We start from the raw sequence: 17,451 nt of genomic DNA on the forward strand, positions 1-17,451 counted from the left end.
GGTCCCATCATTGCTAAGTCCTCCACTCTCAAAACGAGTGAATCAGCGCCAGACCAACCAATCAACCGACTTTTTCAACACTATCTCCGCAAAGCAGACATTGAGTGAAACTCACTGAAAGTCAACATCGAGCCCACAGCAGAAAGGCTTGAAGGGTAGCGCGCCAACGGTCTGCTTTGCAGTTTACTTGCAGATCGGCAATTCCAGTGGTGGCTGTTTAGGCAAGGATGCTCTCCAACTATTTATGATAGGTTGGAGGCTACTTTTGGGCCAAAACTTTGGTGCGCCAATCGCTTTTAGGCAAGCTGCGTTCCAATAAACTCCAGCTCGAGAAAGTGATTTTCCCTTTTTTAACGCTTTGGTGACAGCGTTTATGTCTTTGGATTCTGGGTAGATGTAGAGGGTCGTCGGGTTCCCTTCTACAAGCGCCAAAATCTCTTTTGAGGCGGATTGTGACCAGGTTGTGCAACCATTGCTACGACCACCAGTGTAGTTCACAAGTTTTCCGTATGGGACATAACCGTCGTTGTCTGCATGAGTGCTTCTAGGTTTTTTGAACCTACACTGCCACTTCAGGAAGACAGCCGGATGGCCTCCGATGGCGCGCTCGCGAGCATTGCTCGTTTCTCCTTCACCATCAAACAAAAGAAACGTGCGGTAGAAAGGCTGCGTTTTGCCGGAATGACTGTGGTAACCTTTGAAGGACGTGCGGGTTTCAGCCGTCACATAGGCACCTCCGGCGGTTAGTTTAGAGCCCTCTGCATTGCTGAAGTTCTTCGCACATTGTCGGCCATTCGAAAAATTGGCGCGCAGGAGTTTTCTGCCATTGCCATAGCCGGACGAAACCGCTCGGAAGGACTTTTGTGACTCGCAGATGACAAAAAAACGCTTGCCTGGATTGCCGTTACTTGCAGTGCTGGGGCGGGTCGCATCCTTGGCAAGGTAGCAAGGGTTCCTGACTTCGCCTCGGCGTAGTTTCTTGATGTAAAGCGCTCGTGCCCTTTCCAAAACGATTGGCGCGATTTGCCCCTCACCTGTACCGACGTGCTTTTGTAGCCACGCTGGAACATCTTGCGTTATCGCATTGGCGCGGTCCGGTAGGGTACCCACCGACATGGCGATTGTTATGACCGAGAGTGCGAGACGGAGTGAATTCGTTAGCAACGGGAGATCTCCTGCTAGAATGTCCTCGGGGTCAGTCTAACACAATTCGTAAACGCAAGGATGCTGGTCAATTGTACGAACGAAGCCTCCCGTTGCCTCAAATCCTACTTTTCGTTTGTGGAAGCTTTCTTACATCTTGGACAATAAATCTTGGGATGTTGCGTAGGTGTCTGGACATTCCGAGATTTGCTTCCAAATGAAGGCCATGATCACACGTCGAAAGCTCCTGTTGGTTACCGCAACCGCAATTTGTGCTCCGTATATTGCGCGGGGACGAACGGTGGCGCTGAATGATGCAATCAGCGGTCTTCCGCAGTTGCATTCACTTCAAATTCAACGCGGCGACGATGTCATTTTCGCGCAGGCCCATCAGGGTGCAGGCCTGGATAGGCCGGCCAATATTAAGTCTTGTTCGAAAAGCATCGTGGCTTCGTTGCTGGGGACAGCGATTGACCGGCAGGAAATTCCATCTGTAGAATCCACCTTGCAGGAGGTCGCTCCACGGCTTTTGCCCGCTAATACGACAGCCGGTTCCTAAAGCATTACGATGGAGGATCTGGTGACGCTGCGCGCAGGGCTCGAAAGAACTTCGGGCAGCAACTACGGAGAATGGATCAACTCTCCCAACTGGATCGCAGACGCGTTGACACGACCGATGGTTGCTGAGCCCGGACAGCAGATGCTCTATTCTACCGGATCGACCCATGTGCTTGGTGCAGCATTGACCGTTGCAACCGGACAAAGCCTATTGAGACTGACGCGTGAAAGGCTGGGTGCACCGCTTGGTATCGAGATACCTGCTTGGACGAGGGATCCACAGGGCTACTACTTGGGTGGAAATGAGATGGCGATTACGCCAAGATCGATGTTGAAAATCGCGGTCCTGCTTCGGGACCGCGGGGCTTTTGCCAATAGGCAAATCATTCCTGAGCGTTGGGTCTTGGAATCGACCAAGCCACACGGCCGTTCGCCTTTCTCCGGTTTGGATTACGGCTATGGCTGGTTTCTGTCCCCTTCAGGCTATGAGTTGGCACGTGGATATGGGGGCCAAATCATAGCGGCCCATCCTGATCGAAACCTTGCTGTCGCAATTACATCTGATCCTACGCGTCCGGCGCGTTCTGGAGGCTATTTTGGAGAATTGGTCAGATTGTTAGATGGTCCGATTTTGAATGCTACCTAGACGTTTCATAAACACTGCTAGTTGGTCACGCTTGGCCTGGACGGCGCTGAACTATCAAACAGCCTTCGTCTTCCGTGGGCGGTGGAGCAATAGGAGCGCCGATTAAATTGCTATTTTGAAAGGTGAAAGAGGCGGTGGCCAGCTTTACTATGTTTCCAAAATCTCGCTTTGCCGGTCCAGTCATGTCGGTCAAAGATCCCGTTCAGATTTGGCTTGCTTGAGTGGCGCGATCCGTGCGCGGCATTGAGGACACTCCCAATTGGCGCAACTAAGACCGCTTCGAATTTGTCTTAGAGCAACACTCATTTGTTTCAAACGAGTTTGTAGACAGCCTAGTTTGGCGGCATAATCGCTCAACTCAGAGCTCACGAAGCTTGGTATTTAAGGTGTGTCTCGAATCGCGACCTGCCACCGGCACGAGTTGCCTAAAACAACGACGTTGAGCCCACAGACGCTTGATGAATACTGCTTTGTTTTCCTGTATTGTTCGGTTGCCAAATTTGGCCAAACGCCTCTTGGTTTTCTCGATCAGTTTTGAAAATGAAGCGAAGAAATACCTCAAGAGTTCGGCTTAGCTAATTGATTAAATAAGGATACAGGCCCGTGACCAGTCTGAAAGCAATCCACCATGCTGCAGTCATTTGTTCGGACTATGAACGGTCCAAGGCGTTTTATTCAGAGACGCTTGGTTTGAGGATTGTTGCTGAGAATTTCAGGGCTGAGCGGCAATCTTGGAAGCTGGATTTGGCGTTGCCGGACGGTTCTCAGATTGAACTGTTTTCCTTTCCCAACCCGCCCAAACGCACGTCTCGCCCCGAAGCGCGAGGTCTGCGGCATCTTGCGTTTGTTGTGGATGATATCGAGGCGCTGAAAGACAGTCTGGAACAGAAAGGTGTCCTCGTCGAAGACATCCGTGTCGATGAATATACCGGCCATCGGTTCACTTTCTTCAGCGATCCGGACGAGCTTCCATTGGAGTTGTATGAAGCCAAGCCGATTGCATTGAAGTGATATGTCTCGTCTTCTAGGCTGAGCGAAGCAGGGAGGAGGGCGCATGGAAGTAAAACCTCTCACGGGTGGATTGGGTGCGGAAATCGTCGGGGCGGACATCCGGTGTGAAGATCAATTCGACGCAATTAAGTCAGCCTTCGCAGAGTATTCCGTTATCGCACTGAGGGGCCAAAGCGTTAGTCCACAAGAGCATCTGACCTTTGCGAGAAAGTTCGGCCCAATCAACGTGAACCGATTTTTCAAACCGGTTGACGGCCACCCAGAGATTGCCATGGTGTTGAAAGAGAAGGATCAGAAAGAAGCTGTGGGAGAGGGGTGGCATACTGACCACTCTTATGATCAGGAGCCTGCTATGGGCTCGATCCTGCACGCCCTAGAGGTTCCGCCCCAGGGTGGCGACACGCTGTTTGTGTCGATGGCTGCTGCCTACGAAGCTTTGTCGCCCACGATGCGTGGTTTCTTAGATGGTTTGTGGGCGGTGCATTCCTCTCGCCATGTCTTTGGCGCCAGCATCATGGACACAGAAGCCGCAAAAAGCGGCCGTTTGGGTAACGCCGAAGCTGCCACGCAAGACGCTTTGCACCCCGTGGTCATCACGCACCCTCTCAGCGGTAGGCGAGGGTTGTTCGTCAATCCCGTGTTCACGACCGAAATCAGAGGCTTGAGCGCGGATGAGTCTGCCGCGGTGCTGGGTATGATTTACGATCACTGCAAGCAGCCTGAATTCCAATGTCGTCTGCGTTGGCAGGAAGGGGATATCGCCATTTGGGATAACAGAGCGACGTGGCACAAGGCGATCAACGACTACCATGGGTTTCGACGTCTTATGCACAGGGTGACCGTGGAAGGGGTCGCTCTGACGCATTGATGCAAGTGGCGCTCGGCGAATTTCTGCGACTCAGTCAGAGTGTCGGCACGCCGTGAATCTCTTCGGTTCCCTATGATCGTTTTGGATGAGGCATCTAACGTCGCGTTTTTAGACATGTTTTCTGAACTTTAAGGCGCGCATAGAGTTTTTTCTTGCCAAATTTGGAACGTTCCACTAATTTTTTTGGAACGTTCCAATTTTTGGGGAGGTCAGATGAATTGGGTATTTGTCGGAGCGAGCACTATAGCTTCGCAATATATGTTGGACGCGGTGCGTCAGCAGGCAAGCAACGACGTGACCTGGGTCGTCAGCAATTCCCCTGACCGGGTGCAAACATGGGCTAAGGAGCACGGAATTCCCAATGCAACCACAGACCTGAACGCGGCGCTGTCTGACGACGGCGTGAAAGCCGTCTACATTTCCTCCACAAATGAGAAGCACCATGGTCAGGCGATGGCTGCCATCGCGGCTGGTAAGCATGTTCTATGTGAAAAGCCGCTCGGGATGACGCAAGCGGAAGCTGTCGAAATGGTGCGCGCAGCCGAAGCGGCTGGCGTGACTTTTGGTACAAATCACCACCTGCGATGCTCTGGCAGCCATCGTGCCATTCGTGATCTCATTGCAGACGGTCGCGTCGGCGACGTTCTTTCGCTGCGTATACATCACGCGGTACATTTGCCCGGGAACCTACAGGGGTGGCGCATTAACTCAGCAGATGCCGGCGGCGGCGTGATCCCCGACATCGTCGTTCATGATGCGGATGTCACGCGGTTCCTGCTCAATGAGGACCCGATTTCCGTCGTCGCGCAAATGGCCAGCTCTGGGATGGGGCAGGGGGTCGAAGACTCGTGCATGTCCGTGTGGACGATGCCATCGGGGGCGATGGTCACGACGCACGAAAGCTTTACGCACCCCTTTGCCGGGTCGGGCCTGCAAGTGCACGGGACCAAGGGCTCGATTTTTGCGGATGGCGTCATGACGCAGCGCCCTGTTGGGGCAATAAAACTGGTGACTGAAGCCGGAAGCGAAGAGATTCCGTTTTCGGACCACTCTCTCTATGTTCAAGGCGTTTCGGAATTTGTCTCCGCAGCGGCGGGACAAGGCCGTCCTGCTGCCTATGGACCTGACGGAGTGAAATCGCTGTCAATCGCGCTAAGCGTTCGTGAGGCCGCAGCGTCGGGTGAACGTATCAACATAGATTATGGCGGTTTCTGATGACCAAGCTTGTTTCCGTTTCCGAGGCCGTTTCTCGTATCCCAGACAATGCTGTCGTAACCGTTTCATCGTCCTCGGCACTGGGGTGCCCTGACCTTGTGCTGAAGGTGCTAGGAGAGCGGTTTCGCACAGAGGGGCATCCGCGCAACATTACAACGCTGCACCCTATAGCCGCCGGTGATATGTATGGCGTGAAGGGCATGGATTATCTGGCGCAGGATGGATTGCTAAGCCGCGTTCTTGCCGGATCGTACCCGTCGGGCCCTTCCAGCCTTGAGATGCCGGAAATCTGGAAAATGATCGTCGAGGATCGGGTCGCCGCATATAACGTGCCGTCGGGAATTCTGTTCGACATGCATCGCGAGGCCGCAGCGCATCGGCCTGGTGTTTTGACGCAAGTCGGGCTTGAAACCTTCGTGGACCCTGTCCGCGAAGGGTGCGCGATGAATGCGCGTGGCGTGGCAACGCCCATCGTGAACCGGAGAGAGTTCGACGGTCAGACCTGGCTGCACTTCCCAAACATCAACCCGAACGTATGTATTTTGCGCGCTACCACAGCGGATGAGTTCGGAAACCTGACCTATGAGCATGAAGGCGCTTATTTGGGCGGGCTAGAGCAAGCGATCTGCGTCCGCAACCACGGTGGGATCGTGATCGCACAGGTTCAACGTGTGACTGCCGCCGGAAGCCTGCGCCCCCATGAAGTGCGCGTGCCGGGGCATCTGGTCGACCTGATCGTTGAAGACCCGGAGCAGATGCAAACGACTGAAACGTCTTATGATCCTTCGATTTCTGGCCAGATCATGCGCCCTTGGGACAGCTTTTCACTGGCCGAGCATGGCGTCGAAAAGGTCATCGCGCGTCGCGCCGCTCAAGAACTCCGCAGCGGCATGAGCGCCAACTTGGGCTTTGGAATCAGCGCTATGGTCCCGCGTGTTTTGTTGGAAGAGGGCCATCCTCAGGCGGTGACATGGGCGATTGAACAGGGGGCCGTCGGTGGTGTCCCACTAACCGGCTTTGCCTTTGGGTGTGCATCCAACGCGCATGCCTATGTGCCGTCACCACAGCAATTCATCTATTTCCAGGGCGGCGGGTTCGATATGTCGTTCCTCTCGTTCCTCGAGGTCGATGTCGAAGGCAATGTGAACGTCTCCAAACTTGGTAAAAAACCCTATTTGACAGCAGGGTGCGGCGGTTTTGTCGATATCACCGCGCGGGCCAAAAAGATCGTGTTCTCGGGCTGGTTCGAAGCTGGCGCCAAGATTGATCTGGCGGAGGATGGTATCCGTGTGAATGCCCCAGGAAAATTCACCAAGATGGTGGATCAGGTCGAACATGTCACATTCTCGGGCCGCCGTGCCCGGGAAACCGGTCAGGATGTGCTCTATGTAACCGAGCGTTGCGTTATTCGCCTGACGGATCAGGGGCTGGTCGCGACGGAAATCATGCCCGGCATTGAGGTGCAGCGCGATATTGTCGAAGCTTCAGGCGGTCGCGTCAAAGTCGCGGAAAACGCGGTTCAGATGCCCAAGTCGCTATTCGCAGTTGGCTCGATGGGGATGACACTTTGAGCAAACTGCGCATTCATATCGAGGGTGCAACCGCCGTCCTGACTTTGGACAACGAGGCCAAGCTCAATGCGTTAACTGTAGATATACTGCGCGCGCTGGAAGCTGGCCTGACAGAGGTCGAGCGTGACGTGTCTATTCGTGCGCTTGTTCTGACGGGCGCGGGTGAAAAAGCGTTCTGTTGTGGGGCCGATATTGGCGCTTGGGGTGGTCTGAGCCCCGCTGAATTCGCGCGCCATTGGGTCCGTGATGGACATCGCATCTTTGACCGCCTGGCGCGGATCGGCAAGCCAACAATTGCTGCGATCAACGGTCATGCGTTCGGCGGTGGGCTAGAGCTGGCCAGTTGCTGCGATCTGCGCCTGATGACCCCGCGGTCCACGCTGGCTTTGCCTGAAGCTCGGGTTGGGATTGTACCCGGCTGGTCCGGGACACAGCGGTTGACCCGGCTGATCCCCGAAGCTGCGGTGAAAGAGATGGCACTCTTTGGGCGCCGTATTGGTGCTGACCGCGCCGTGGCCTTGGGCTTTGCGACCGAGGCGACTGACGACGTTCTGGCGCGCGCGCTTGAGATCACCGCCGAATTTAGCGAACTTTCGCCTCGCGCCACCGAAATCTCAAAAAACATGATCCATGCAGCGGTCGGTGAAGACACTCATGCCGTGGTCGAAACCCTTGGTAGCGCAGCGATTGCCGCCTCAGCGGACCGCGAAGAAGGCGTTGCCGCATTCATGGAAAAACGTAACCCCACATTTTCTGGCCTTTGACAATATGAAAGATATCACCATCAACCCTGCCATCCCGTTCGAGTTGCCGCCGTTGTTCGAAGGTCGGCATCTCATCGATGGCAGGTGGCAGAATAGCGCATCGGGTGAGACGTTCGAACGGCGCTCGCCCTCGCACGGGCACATCGTCAGCCGTTCGGCCTTGGGTGGCGAGGCTGAAGCCGAGGCCGCGATCCAGGCGGCGCGCAAGGTGTTCGACAGCGGTGATTGGAGCCGGGCATCAGGCAAAGAACGGGCCACCGTTTTGCTGAAGGTTGCCGACCTGATTGAGCAGAATGTCGACCGGATCGCGCTGATCGAAACGCTGGAAAGCGGTAAGCCGATCAGCCAATCCAAGGGCGAGGTCGGCGGTGCAGCAGACCTTTGGCGCTATGCGGCCTCATTGGCACGCAGCACACACGGCGACAGCCACAACACTATTGGCGCAGACATGATGGGTATCGTGCTGAAGGAACCCATCGGTGTCGTGTCCATCATTACGCCGTGGAACTTCCCCTTCTGGATTCTCAGTCAGAAGCTGCCCTTCGCGTTGGCGGCTGGTTGCACCGTTGTTGTGAAGCCGTCTGAGATGACACCGTCGACAACCTTGATGCTGGGCGAGTTGCTGGTCGAAGCTGGATTGCCCGCCGGTGTATGCAATATCGTTCTGGGCTACGGAGTTCCCGTTGGCAGTGTGATGTCGAGCCATGACAGCGTGGACATGATCAGCTTTACGGGCTCAACAGCCGTGGGCAAGACGATCAGCGCAGTTGCGTCGGACACGCTCAAGAAAGTCGCGCTAGAGCTTGGGGGCAAAAACCCGCAGGTCATTTTTCCCGATGCCGATCTGGATGCAGCCGCTGATGCGGTTGTGTTTGGTGTCTATTTCAATGTTGGCCAGTGCTGCAATTCAAGCAGTCGCATCATTGTGCACGAAGACATAGCCGACGATTTCCGTGAGCGTGTCGTTGCCCTGTCGCGCAAAGTCAAATTCGGCGATCCTCTGGACCAGACGACGCAGGTTGGTGCTATCGTAACGTCCGAGCACAACTCAAAAATCGACGCGTACGTCAAGCAGGCGCAGGCTTCGGGTGCAACTATTGATCTGGGTGGTGAGCCGCTGGAGGTCGAAGGCTTGGGCGCTCAGTTCTACCAGCCGACGGTGATTTCTGATGTCTCGCCCGACATGCCAATAGCCCGGGATGAGGTATTCGGACCAGTTCTGTCTGTTTTGACGTTCAAAACACTGGACGAAGCAATCGCGCTAACCAATGATAGCGCTTACGGTCTGTCGGCAGGAGTCTGGAGCGAAAACGTTCACACCTGCCTCGAATTCGCCCGTCGTGCAGAAACGGGAACGGTCTGGACCAACACCTGGATGGACGGGTTCCCCGAGGTTGCATTCGGTGGGTTCAAGCAATCCGGGCAGGGGCGGGAAATCGGACGTTACGGGTTCGAGGAATTCTTCGAAGTGAAATCAGTGGTCATGCGCATCGGCAACAACCGAGCGCCATGGGTTCCGCAAGACTAAAGCCGGGCACCGGATTGGTCCCGAATAAGAAGAACGCATTAAGGGAGGAAACAAGAATGCGTAAATTTTTGAAGACAAAATCGCTGTTTGTGGCAGGTCTACTGTGCACGACCAGCCTTGCGCACGCTGAAGACGTGGAAGTTCTGCACTGGTGGACTTCTGGCGGTGAGGCTGCAGCATTGAACGTTCTCAAGGACGACCTGTCCGGACAGGGCATCGGCTGGACCGACATGCCTGTTGCAGGTGGCGGTGGTGAGCAGGCGATGACCGTTCTGCGCGCACGCGTCACCGCAGGCAACGCTCCAACAGCCGTTCAGGCTCTGGGCTTTGACATTCTAGACTGGGCCGATCAGGGCGCGCTGGCCGATCTGAACGAAGTGGCAGCCCAGGAAGGTTGGGATGACGTCGTCCCAGATGCGCTGAAAGCCTTCGCCAAGCATGACGGCAAATGGGTCTCGGCCCCTGTGAACGTGCATTCGACCAACTGGGTCTGGGCTAACAAGGCGGTGCTGGACGCCAACAGCATTGCACAGCCCACCAACTGGGACGAATTCGTCGCCGCAGTTGAGGCGTTGAAAGCTGCTGGTGTCACTCCGATCGCGCATGGTGGTCAGGCATGGCAGGACGCGACCGTGTTCGATGCTATCGCGATGTCGACGCTGGGGCCTGACGGCTACAAAGCGGCCTTCATCGACTTGGACGAGGAAACGCTGGGTGGCGACGCGATGAAAGAAGCGTTCGACCGTATGGCCTTTATCCGCGACAACGTGGATGAGAACTTCTCGGGTCGAGACTGGAACCTGGCGACAGCGATGGTCATCAACGGCGAAGCCGGCTTCCAGATGATGGGTGATTGGGCCAAAGGCGAATTCCTGAACGCGGGCAAAGTGCCGGGCGAAGACTTTTTGTGCTTCCGCTTCCCGGGTACTCAGGATCAGGTCACCTTCAACGCTGACCAGTTCATGATGTTTGATCAGGGCGGTTCGGTATCGGCCGAGCAAGCCGCGCTGGCCAGCGCGATCCTGTCGCCATCCTTCCAGATTGCTTTTAACAAGGTGAAGGGCTCTGTCCCGGCTCGTACTGACGTGGATGGCAGCGATCTGGATGCGTGTGGTCAGCAGGGCATGAAAGATTTGGCCGCCGCGGCTTCATCAGGCAACCTGTTCGGCTCGATGGCACACGGACATGCCGCGCCCGCGTCAGTCAAGAACGCCGTCTATGACGTGGTGACCGCCCACTTTAACGGCGAGTACGGCAGCGAAGATGCCGTGACCGAACTGGTTGACGCCGTTTCGATCGCCAAGTGATCCACAAGTGATCCTCCCGATGGGGCGGCGGTCTGGCCGCCCTGTCACCAAACGGGCGCAAAAGCTCCGATCTAACACGACTCGAACGAGGAGGGCGCGCCATGGCTGCTTCAGCCGACGCGGATTTTAAGACACGCCTTCAGAACTGGATACCCAAGCTGGTCCTGTCACCGTCGCTGGCGATGATGCTGGTCTTTGTCTACGGGTTCATTCTGTTTTCGGTCTACCTGTCATTCACCGACAGTCGCATCCTGCCGTCCTTTGGATGGGTCGGATGGGAAAACTACGACAAACTGTGGCGGCTGAGCCATTGGGAAACCTCGTTGATCAATATGGGGATTTTCGCGAGCCTATACATCGTGATCTGCACCTGTATCGGCCTGGGTCTGGCGATCTTCCTTGATCAGAAAATCCGGGGGGAAGGGCTGCTGCGTCCCATCTACCTCTATCCGATGGCTCTGAGCTTCATTGTCACCGGTACAGCCTGGAAGTGGTTCCTTGACCCTGGCATCGGGTTGGAAAACGTTATGCACACATGGGGCTGGACCAGCTTCGAGTTCGACTGGATAAAAAACCGTGATTACGCCATCTACACAGTTGTTCTAGCAGCCGTCTGGCAGACGAGCGGCTTCGTGATGGCAATGTTTCTGGCTGGCCTGCGTGGGATCGACAATGAAATTCTGCGGGCTGCGCAGATGGACGGCGCGTCGAACTGGAACCTCTATCGCCGGATCATTATCCCGCAACTACGACCAGCCTTCTTGTCGGCCTTCGTGATCCTCAGCCACCTGGCGATCAAGACCTTTGACCTTGTCATCGCCCTGACCGGGGGTGGCCCCGGTCGCGCCACAGAACTACCCGCGACCTTCATGTATTCTTACACGTTCACGCGAAACCAGATGGGGATCGGTGCGGCCTCGGCCACGATCATGCTGATGACCATTGCCGCGATCATGATCCCGTATCTCTACGCCGAATTGCGGGAGAAACGCTGATGTCTCAAGCTACTCAGGATACCGCAATCCGAACGGGCCGCGTTACGCGCACGTTGATATATCTGGTGCTGCTTCTGTTCGGTCTGTTCTACCTGCTGCCGCTTTATGTCATGCTGGTGAACTCGGTGAAGCCATTGGAAGAGATCACCGGCGGCGGCATGATGAACCTGCCGCAGGTATTCACGATTGAGCCGTGGCTCAAGGCGTGGTCTTCGGCGCAGATCGGCGTCGATCCGACAGGGCTGAAGCCCTACTTCTGGAACTCGATCAAGATGGTGGTTCCGGCGGTGATCGTCTCGACCATTCTTGGGGCGTTGAACGGCTATGTGCTGACCAAATGGCGCTTCAAGTACGACACCATCTTATTCGGTCTGATGCTGTTCGCCTGCTTCATCCCGTTCCAGATTGTTCTTATCCCGATGGCACGGATGTTGGGCATAATCGGGCTGGCAGGCACCACCTGGGGTCTTGCACTTGTCCACGTTGTCTACGGGATTGGCTTTACCACGCTGTACTTCCGCAACTACTACGCTGTGTTCCCGACCGAGCTGATCCGCGCGGCGCAGATTGATGGCGCTGGGTTCTTCCAGATTTTCTGGCGCATTCTTCTGCCCAGTTCCGGGCCGATCGCCGTGGTTTCGATCATCTGGCAGTTCACCAACATCTGGAATGACTTTCTGTTCGGCGCGTCCTTTGCCGATGCCAACAGCCAACCGATGACGGTGGCACTGAACAATCTGGTGCAGTCATCAACCGGTGTGAAGGAATACAACGTTCATTTTGCAGGCGCCATTCTGGCGGCCATGCCAACTCTGCTCGTCTACATCGTGGCCGGTCGATACTTCGTCCGCGGCCTGATGGCGGGTTCGGTGAAAGGATAAGACCTCATGGGTTTTCTAGACATAGACAACGCGACCAAATCCTACGGGGCGGTCGAGGTTCTGCACAAAGTCGACATCTCGGTGCAAGAAGGAGAGTTCCTGGTTCTGGTCGGCCCCTCGGGCTGTGGCAAATCCACTCTGCTGAACATGATCGCGGGGCTGGAAGAGATCACCAGCGGCGAAATCCGCATCAAGGATCAGGTGATGAACGGGGTGCACCCGTCCAACCGCAACATTGCCATGGTTTTCCAAAGCTATGCTTTGTATCCCAATATGACGGTCGGGCAGAACATCACTTTCGGTCTTGAGATGCATGGTGTGCCCAAGCCTGAACGCGACAAAGCGATGCAAGAAGTTGCCAAGCTCTTACAGATCGAGCAGTTGCTGGATCGTAAGCCCGGTCAGTTGTCGGGCGGTCAGCGCCAGCGGGTTGCAATGGGTCGCGCGTTAGTACGGAACCCTGATGTCTTTCTGTTCGATGAACCGCTCTCGAACCTCGATGCCAAGCTTCGCGTCGACATGCGAACCGAAATCAAGAAGCTGCATCAAAATCTCGGGACCACCATCGTCTATGTGACGCATGACCAGATCGAGGCGATGACGCTTTCAAGCCGGATCGCCGTGATGAACGGCGGTTATGTCCAACAGCTGGGTACGCCGCAGGAAATCTATGACATGCCTGCGAATATCTTCGTTGCAACATTCATGGGCTCGCCTGCGATGAACGTGGTACCGGCCAAGGTTACGGTTTTGAATGGCCACCCTCATGCAGAGGTCGCCGTTCATGACGGATCTATGGCGCAACTTCCGTTCAGCCAGGACAACTTGGCCGCATGGGATGGGCGCGAGATCTTGTTGGGAATCCGCCCAGAGACTATCACCGATATGGATGGCGCGGATCGAAAGTCGTCGAACATCGCGCAGATGGCCAACCGTATCGTGGTGACGGAGCCCGCTGGATCGGACACCTTCGTCTCGATGCAATTGGGCGGACGGGATGTGATCGCGCGTATGCGTTCGGATGCCGAAGTGGCACCGGGTCAGGATTTCAACTTTGCAGTGAACATGGAAAAGGCCGTGGCTTTTGATCCCGAAAGCGAGATGCGGATCCTTCCATGAATCGAGCTGACGTCATAATCATTGGGTCGGGTATCGGGGGGGCAACGCTGGCTGCTGCGCTGGCCCCGTCCGGTCGCCGCATTCTGATCCTTGAAAGAGGAGAGCGGTTGCAGCCCTCACCGCAGGATCGAGACCCAAAAGCGATCTTTGTCAATGGGCACTTTCGTCCCGATGAAACATGGCTGGACGGTGCAGGCAAACCTTTTAACCCCGGAAACTACTACTGCGTTGGTGGAAATTCTAAGTTCTACGGCGCAGCTTTGATACGCTATCGGAAAGAGGATTTTGAGCCGCGTCAGCATATGGGTGGTTACTCGCACGGCTGGCCCATGCCCTATGAAGAGCTGGAGGCGGATTACACCACCGCGGAACAGCTTTACGACGCACGTGGGACCACCAAAGATGACCCCACCGAACCGCCGCACAGTAGGGGTTACCCGCACCCACCTGTGCCGGATGAGGTTGATATTGCAGACCTGAGGAACCGGCTAAGCCACGCAGGCCTGACGCCATCCTCAGTGCCTTTGGGCGTGGATATCGAAACCTGGTTGCGGGCTGGGCAAACAACTTGGGATGCGTTTCCCAATACATGCGGCGGCAAAATGGACGCCGAAACCTGTGCCCTCGCCGAGGCATTGAAGCATGGGAATGTCGAGCTGTTAACTGACGCGCGTGTCCGAAAATTGAAGGCTGATGCCGTTGGTCGTGTCACAAGTGTCGAAGTTGATGGCCACGGTACCCTGCGTGCGCCGGTCATCGTGCTTGCAGCAGGTGCGGTACAGTCCTCGGCACTGTTGCTACAGTCCGCGAACGACAATTGTCCAACCGGTCTTGCCAATCGGTCCGATCAGGTCGGACGGAACTTCATGAACCACAATTGTTCGGCGGTGCTGGCCCTTCATCCGCTGCGTCGAAATAGGGCGGTCTATCAGAAAACGTTGATGTTTAACGACTATTACAACAGCGGCGGGCAGGGTGGTTTGCCATTGGGCAATATTCAGATGCTGGGAAAGATCACCGGGCCGATCCTTTCGTCGCAAACCAGCCTGCCGAGGCCAATTGCAGCGCTAATCGCCAATCGCAGCTTTGATTTCTATGCCATGTCCGAAGACCTGCCGAACCCAGACAGCCGGGTGACGGTCGAAGGAGACCAAATCACGCTGGACTGGAAACGCTCGAATTGGGCGGCGCACGAGGCCTTGGTTGCGCGGCTAAAGGCGCATCTGAAGCAGGCGGGGTTTCCTGTGGTACTGTCGCGACCATTTGATCGGCGCACTCCGTCGCATCAATGCGGCACAGCGCGGATGGGTAATGACCCGGCAAGCAGTGTCGTCGACACGTTCTGCCGCAGCCACGACCACAAGAACCTGTTCATCGTCGACGCGTCAGTTCTTCCGACATCTGCGGCAGTGAATCCGGCTCTTACTATAGCCGCACTCGCACTCCGGGCAGGTCGTCACATTATTGAAACGGAGTTTGCCGCATGACCGGAACAGCATTGGTGACCGGAGGACAACAGGGCATTGGACTCGGGGTGGCGCGCGCCTTGATCGCCGCAGGGTACAAGGTCGCTATAGCCTCTCGCTCGGCGCCCTACAAACCGGTCGTTGAGGCGACTTTGGCAGAGCTTGGCCCAAGCGCAATTTATGTGCAGCACGACGTGTCCGACATTGATCACATTCCGGCGCTACTCGATCAGATCGAAGCCGATTTGGGCCCGATCACCGCGTTTATAAACAACGCAGGCGTAGGGGCGCCAGTGCGTGGTGACATGCTGGACCTGAAGCCCGAGAATTGGGATTTCGTGCAGAACATCAACCTGCGTGGCGCGTTTTTTCTGGCGCAAGAGGTGGCCCGGCGCATGTTGGAGCAGACGCAAGATACCTATCGTTCGATCACCTTTGTCACCTCTGTCAGCGCGACAATGGTATCGATCGAACGCGCCGATTACTGCGTGTCCAAGGCGGCCGCAGCGATGATGGCTCAGTTGTTCGCAGTACGCTTGGCCCCCGAAGGCATCGGTGTCTTTGAGCTACGACCGGGAATCATCGCGACCGAGATGACGGCGGGCGTGCGCGACAAGTATACCGACCGTATCGAGGGCGGTCTTGTTCCCGCGGCACGCTGGGGTGAGCCCGAGGATATTGGGTCAGTTGTCGTCCCACTGGTTCAAGGGCACATGCACTTTGCGAACGGTGCCGCCATCCCGGTGGATGGCGGCTTGTCGATTTCACGTCTGTAAGTCAGGGCACACAAGAATGTCTGAAGGATATGATTTCATTGTCATTGGTGGCGGCTCGGCAGGCTCGGTGATCGCTGCGCGTCTTTCGGAAGAACCATCGACGCGTGTGTTGTTGCTAGAGGCTGGCTCCACCGACCGTCACCCGTTCTTTCACCTGCCAGCCGGGTTCGCGAAGATGACCAAGGGTATCGGCAGCTGGGGCTGGTCCACGGTTCCGCAAAAGCACATGCAGAACAAGGTCTTCAACTACACCCAGGCCAAGGTGATCGGCGGAGGCTCTGCAATTAACGCGCAAATCTACACGCGGGGTGCAGCTCAGGACTACGATGACTGGAGACAGATGGGGTGCGAGGGGTGGAGTTATGCCGACGTGCTGCCCTATTTCAAAAAGTCCGAAGACAACGACACCTACGACGACGAATTTCACGGCAAGGGCGGACCGCTGGGCGTGTCCATGCCCGCAGCCCCTTTGCCAATCTGCGATGCCTACATCAAGGCCGCTGGGGAAGTGGGGATACCTGAAACACGCGATGTGAATGGGGCCAAACAAGATGGAGCGGGGTACTATCAGCTGACCCAGCGCAATGCGCGACGATCCTCTGCTGCGATGGCGTTTATCGCGCCGAACCGCAGCCGCCCGAACCTGACAGTGCGCACTGGCGCACAGGCCCGCCGCATTATGGTGGACAAGGGCAGGGCGACTGGTGTCGAGATGATGAACGGGGACAAGATCTCCGCCGCGAAAGAGGTCATTCTGTCCTCAGGTGCCATCGGTTCGCCGCGCTTGTTGCAACTGTCGGGAATTGGACCGGCGGATCATTTGGACAGCCTTGGCATCGACGCAGTTTTTCATCAGCCGCAGGTGGGCGCAAATTTGCAGGACCATCTGGATTTGTATTCCATCTGCGAAGTGACCGGCCCGCACACCTACGACCGTTTTGCTAAGCTGCACCTTTCAGCTTTTGCAGGCCTGCAATACCTTTTCACCCGCAAGGGACCGGTCGCGTCCAGCCTGTTCGAAACGGGTGGGTTCTGGTACGCAGACCCGGATGCGCGTTCGCCGGACCTTCAGATGCATCTAGGGCTTGGTACCGGCATTGAGGCAGGGGTCGAGGCGATGCCCAACGGTGGGGTTACACTGAACGCCTGTTTTCTGCGACCCAGGTCACGCGGATCCGTCCGATTGCAAAGCTCGGACCCTGCGATGATGCCGCTGATAGATCCCAACTATCTGGCGGATCCCTACGATCGCGAGATGTCCATTCGGGGCCTGAAGCTGGTGCAGAACATCCTCGCTCAGGATGCGTTGAAGCCGTACATCTTGGCAGAACGTTTGCCGGGCCCGGACGTGCGGACCGAGCAGGAGTATTTCGATTATATCTGTGTACACTCCAAAACATCGCACCACTGCGCTGGTACCTGTCGTATGGGCAGCGATGCCGAAGCCGTTCTGGACCCGCGCCTGCGGTTCAATGGGATCGAAGGGCTTCGCGTCGCGGATGCGTCGATTATGCCAACAGTGAATTCATCGAACACCAATGCACCTACAATCATGATCGGGGAAAAAGCTTCCGACATGATCAAACAAGATCAGGGTTTCTAA

At 56.2% G+C, this 17,451-nt stretch carries 16 protein-coding genes; 15 read left to right on the plus strand and 1 reads right to left on the minus strand.

Translation table 11 applies throughout. The features are described from left to right. Positions 1-183: 183 nt before the first annotated feature. Positions 184-1,164 (minus strand): hypothetical protein, encoded by a 981-nt coding sequence (locus ACR0AU_RS00005; protein ID WP_480438740.1) that lies wholly within the window; start codon positions 1,162-1,164, stop codon positions 184-186. A gap of 280 nt (positions 1,165-1,444) precedes the next feature. Between ACR0AU_RS00005 and ACR0AU_RS00010 the strand changes: the two genes are divergently transcribed. From ACR0AU_RS00010 to ACR0AU_RS00080, 15 genes are all read left to right on the plus strand, one after another. Next, entirely contained in the window at positions 1,445-1,702 is a 258-nt protein-coding gene (locus ACR0AU_RS00010) for a hypothetical protein (RefSeq protein WP_480795114.1), read from the plus strand. Positions 1,703-1,711: 9 nt separating this feature from the next. After that, positions 1,712-2,347, plus strand: coding sequence for a serine hydrolase domain-containing protein (locus tag ACR0AU_RS00015; RefSeq protein WP_480795115.1), 636 nt, complete (start codon positions 1,712-1,714; stop codon positions 2,345-2,347). A gap of 603 nt (positions 2,348-2,950) precedes the next feature. Further along, the gene (gene gloA2, locus ACR0AU_RS00020) at positions 2,951-3,358 is read left to right on the plus strand and encodes an SMU1112c/YaeR family gloxylase I-like metalloprotein (RefSeq protein WP_480795116.1); all 408 of its coding nucleotides are present in this window, start codon (positions 2,951-2,953) and stop codon (positions 3,356-3,358) included. A gap of 43 nt (positions 3,359-3,401) precedes the next feature. Continuing rightward, positions 3,402-4,226: a TauD/TfdA family dioxygenase gene (locus tag ACR0AU_RS00025; RefSeq protein WP_170733491.1), complete on the plus strand. Its 825-nt coding sequence runs from the start codon at positions 3,402-3,404 to the stop codon at positions 4,224-4,226. Between the two features lie 213 nt (positions 4,227-4,439). Next, the gene (locus ACR0AU_RS00030) at positions 4,440-5,441 is read left to right on the plus strand and encodes a Gfo/Idh/MocA family protein (protein ID WP_480589767.1); all 1,002 of its coding nucleotides are present in this window, start codon (positions 4,440-4,442) and stop codon (positions 5,439-5,441) included. Beyond that, positions 5,441-7,012 carry an acyl CoA:acetate/3-ketoacid CoA transferase gene (locus tag ACR0AU_RS00035; RefSeq protein ID WP_480795117.1) on the plus strand — a complete coding sequence of 524 codons (1,572 nt, stop codon included), beginning with the start codon at positions 5,441-5,443 and terminating at the stop codon, positions 7,010-7,012. Before ACR0AU_RS00030 ends, ACR0AU_RS00035 begins: the two co-directional genes overlap by 1 nt. After that, the gene (locus ACR0AU_RS00040) at positions 7,009-7,776 is read left to right on the plus strand and encodes an enoyl-CoA hydratase/isomerase family protein (RefSeq protein ID WP_480795118.1); all 768 of its coding nucleotides are present in this window, start codon (positions 7,009-7,011) and stop codon (positions 7,774-7,776) included. The genes ACR0AU_RS00035 and ACR0AU_RS00040 overlap by 4 nt, the downstream gene beginning before the upstream one ends. A 4-nt stretch (positions 7,777-7,780) precedes the next feature. Continuing rightward, positions 7,781-9,304, plus strand: a complete 1,524-nt coding sequence (locus ACR0AU_RS00045; RefSeq protein WP_480795119.1) for an aldehyde dehydrogenase family protein — start codon at positions 7,781-7,783, stop codon at positions 9,302-9,304. A gap of 56 nt (positions 9,305-9,360) precedes the next feature. After that, positions 9,361-10,611, plus strand: coding sequence for an ABC transporter substrate-binding protein (locus ACR0AU_RS00050; RefSeq protein ID WP_170733486.1), 1,251 nt, complete (start codon positions 9,361-9,363; stop codon positions 10,609-10,611). 101 nt (positions 10,612-10,712) lie between these two features. After that, positions 10,713-11,606: a carbohydrate ABC transporter permease gene (locus tag ACR0AU_RS00055; protein ID WP_170376146.1), complete on the plus strand. Its 894-nt coding sequence runs from the start codon at positions 10,713-10,715 to the stop codon at positions 11,604-11,606. Further along, positions 11,606-12,487 (plus strand): carbohydrate ABC transporter permease, encoded by an 882-nt coding sequence (locus ACR0AU_RS00060; RefSeq protein WP_068340098.1) that lies wholly within the window; start codon positions 11,606-11,608, stop codon positions 12,485-12,487. The genes ACR0AU_RS00055 and ACR0AU_RS00060 overlap by 1 nt, the downstream gene beginning before the upstream one ends. A gap of 6 nt (positions 12,488-12,493) precedes the next feature. Beyond that, positions 12,494-13,606 carry a sn-glycerol-3-phosphate ABC transporter ATP-binding protein UgpC gene (locus ACR0AU_RS00065; protein ID WP_170612595.1) on the plus strand — a complete coding sequence of 371 codons (1,113 nt, stop codon included), beginning with the start codon at positions 12,494-12,496 and terminating at the stop codon, positions 13,604-13,606. Next, entirely contained in the window at positions 13,603-15,093 is a 1,491-nt protein-coding gene (locus ACR0AU_RS00070; protein WP_170612593.1) for a GMC family oxidoreductase, read from the plus strand. Before ACR0AU_RS00065 ends, ACR0AU_RS00070 begins: the two co-directional genes overlap by 4 nt. Beyond that, positions 15,090-15,848 (plus strand): 3-ketoacyl-ACP reductase, encoded by a 759-nt coding sequence (locus ACR0AU_RS00075; protein WP_480795120.1) that lies wholly within the window; start codon positions 15,090-15,092, stop codon positions 15,846-15,848. Before ACR0AU_RS00070 ends, ACR0AU_RS00075 begins: the two co-directional genes overlap by 4 nt. Before the next feature lie 16 nt (positions 15,849-15,864). Further along, a complete protein-coding gene (locus ACR0AU_RS00080) occupies positions 15,865-17,451 on the plus strand; it encodes a GMC family oxidoreductase N-terminal domain-containing protein (RefSeq protein ID WP_170635339.1) in 1,587 nt (528 codons plus the stop codon).

Source organism: Ruegeria sp. CG1 (genome assembly GCF_056537265.1).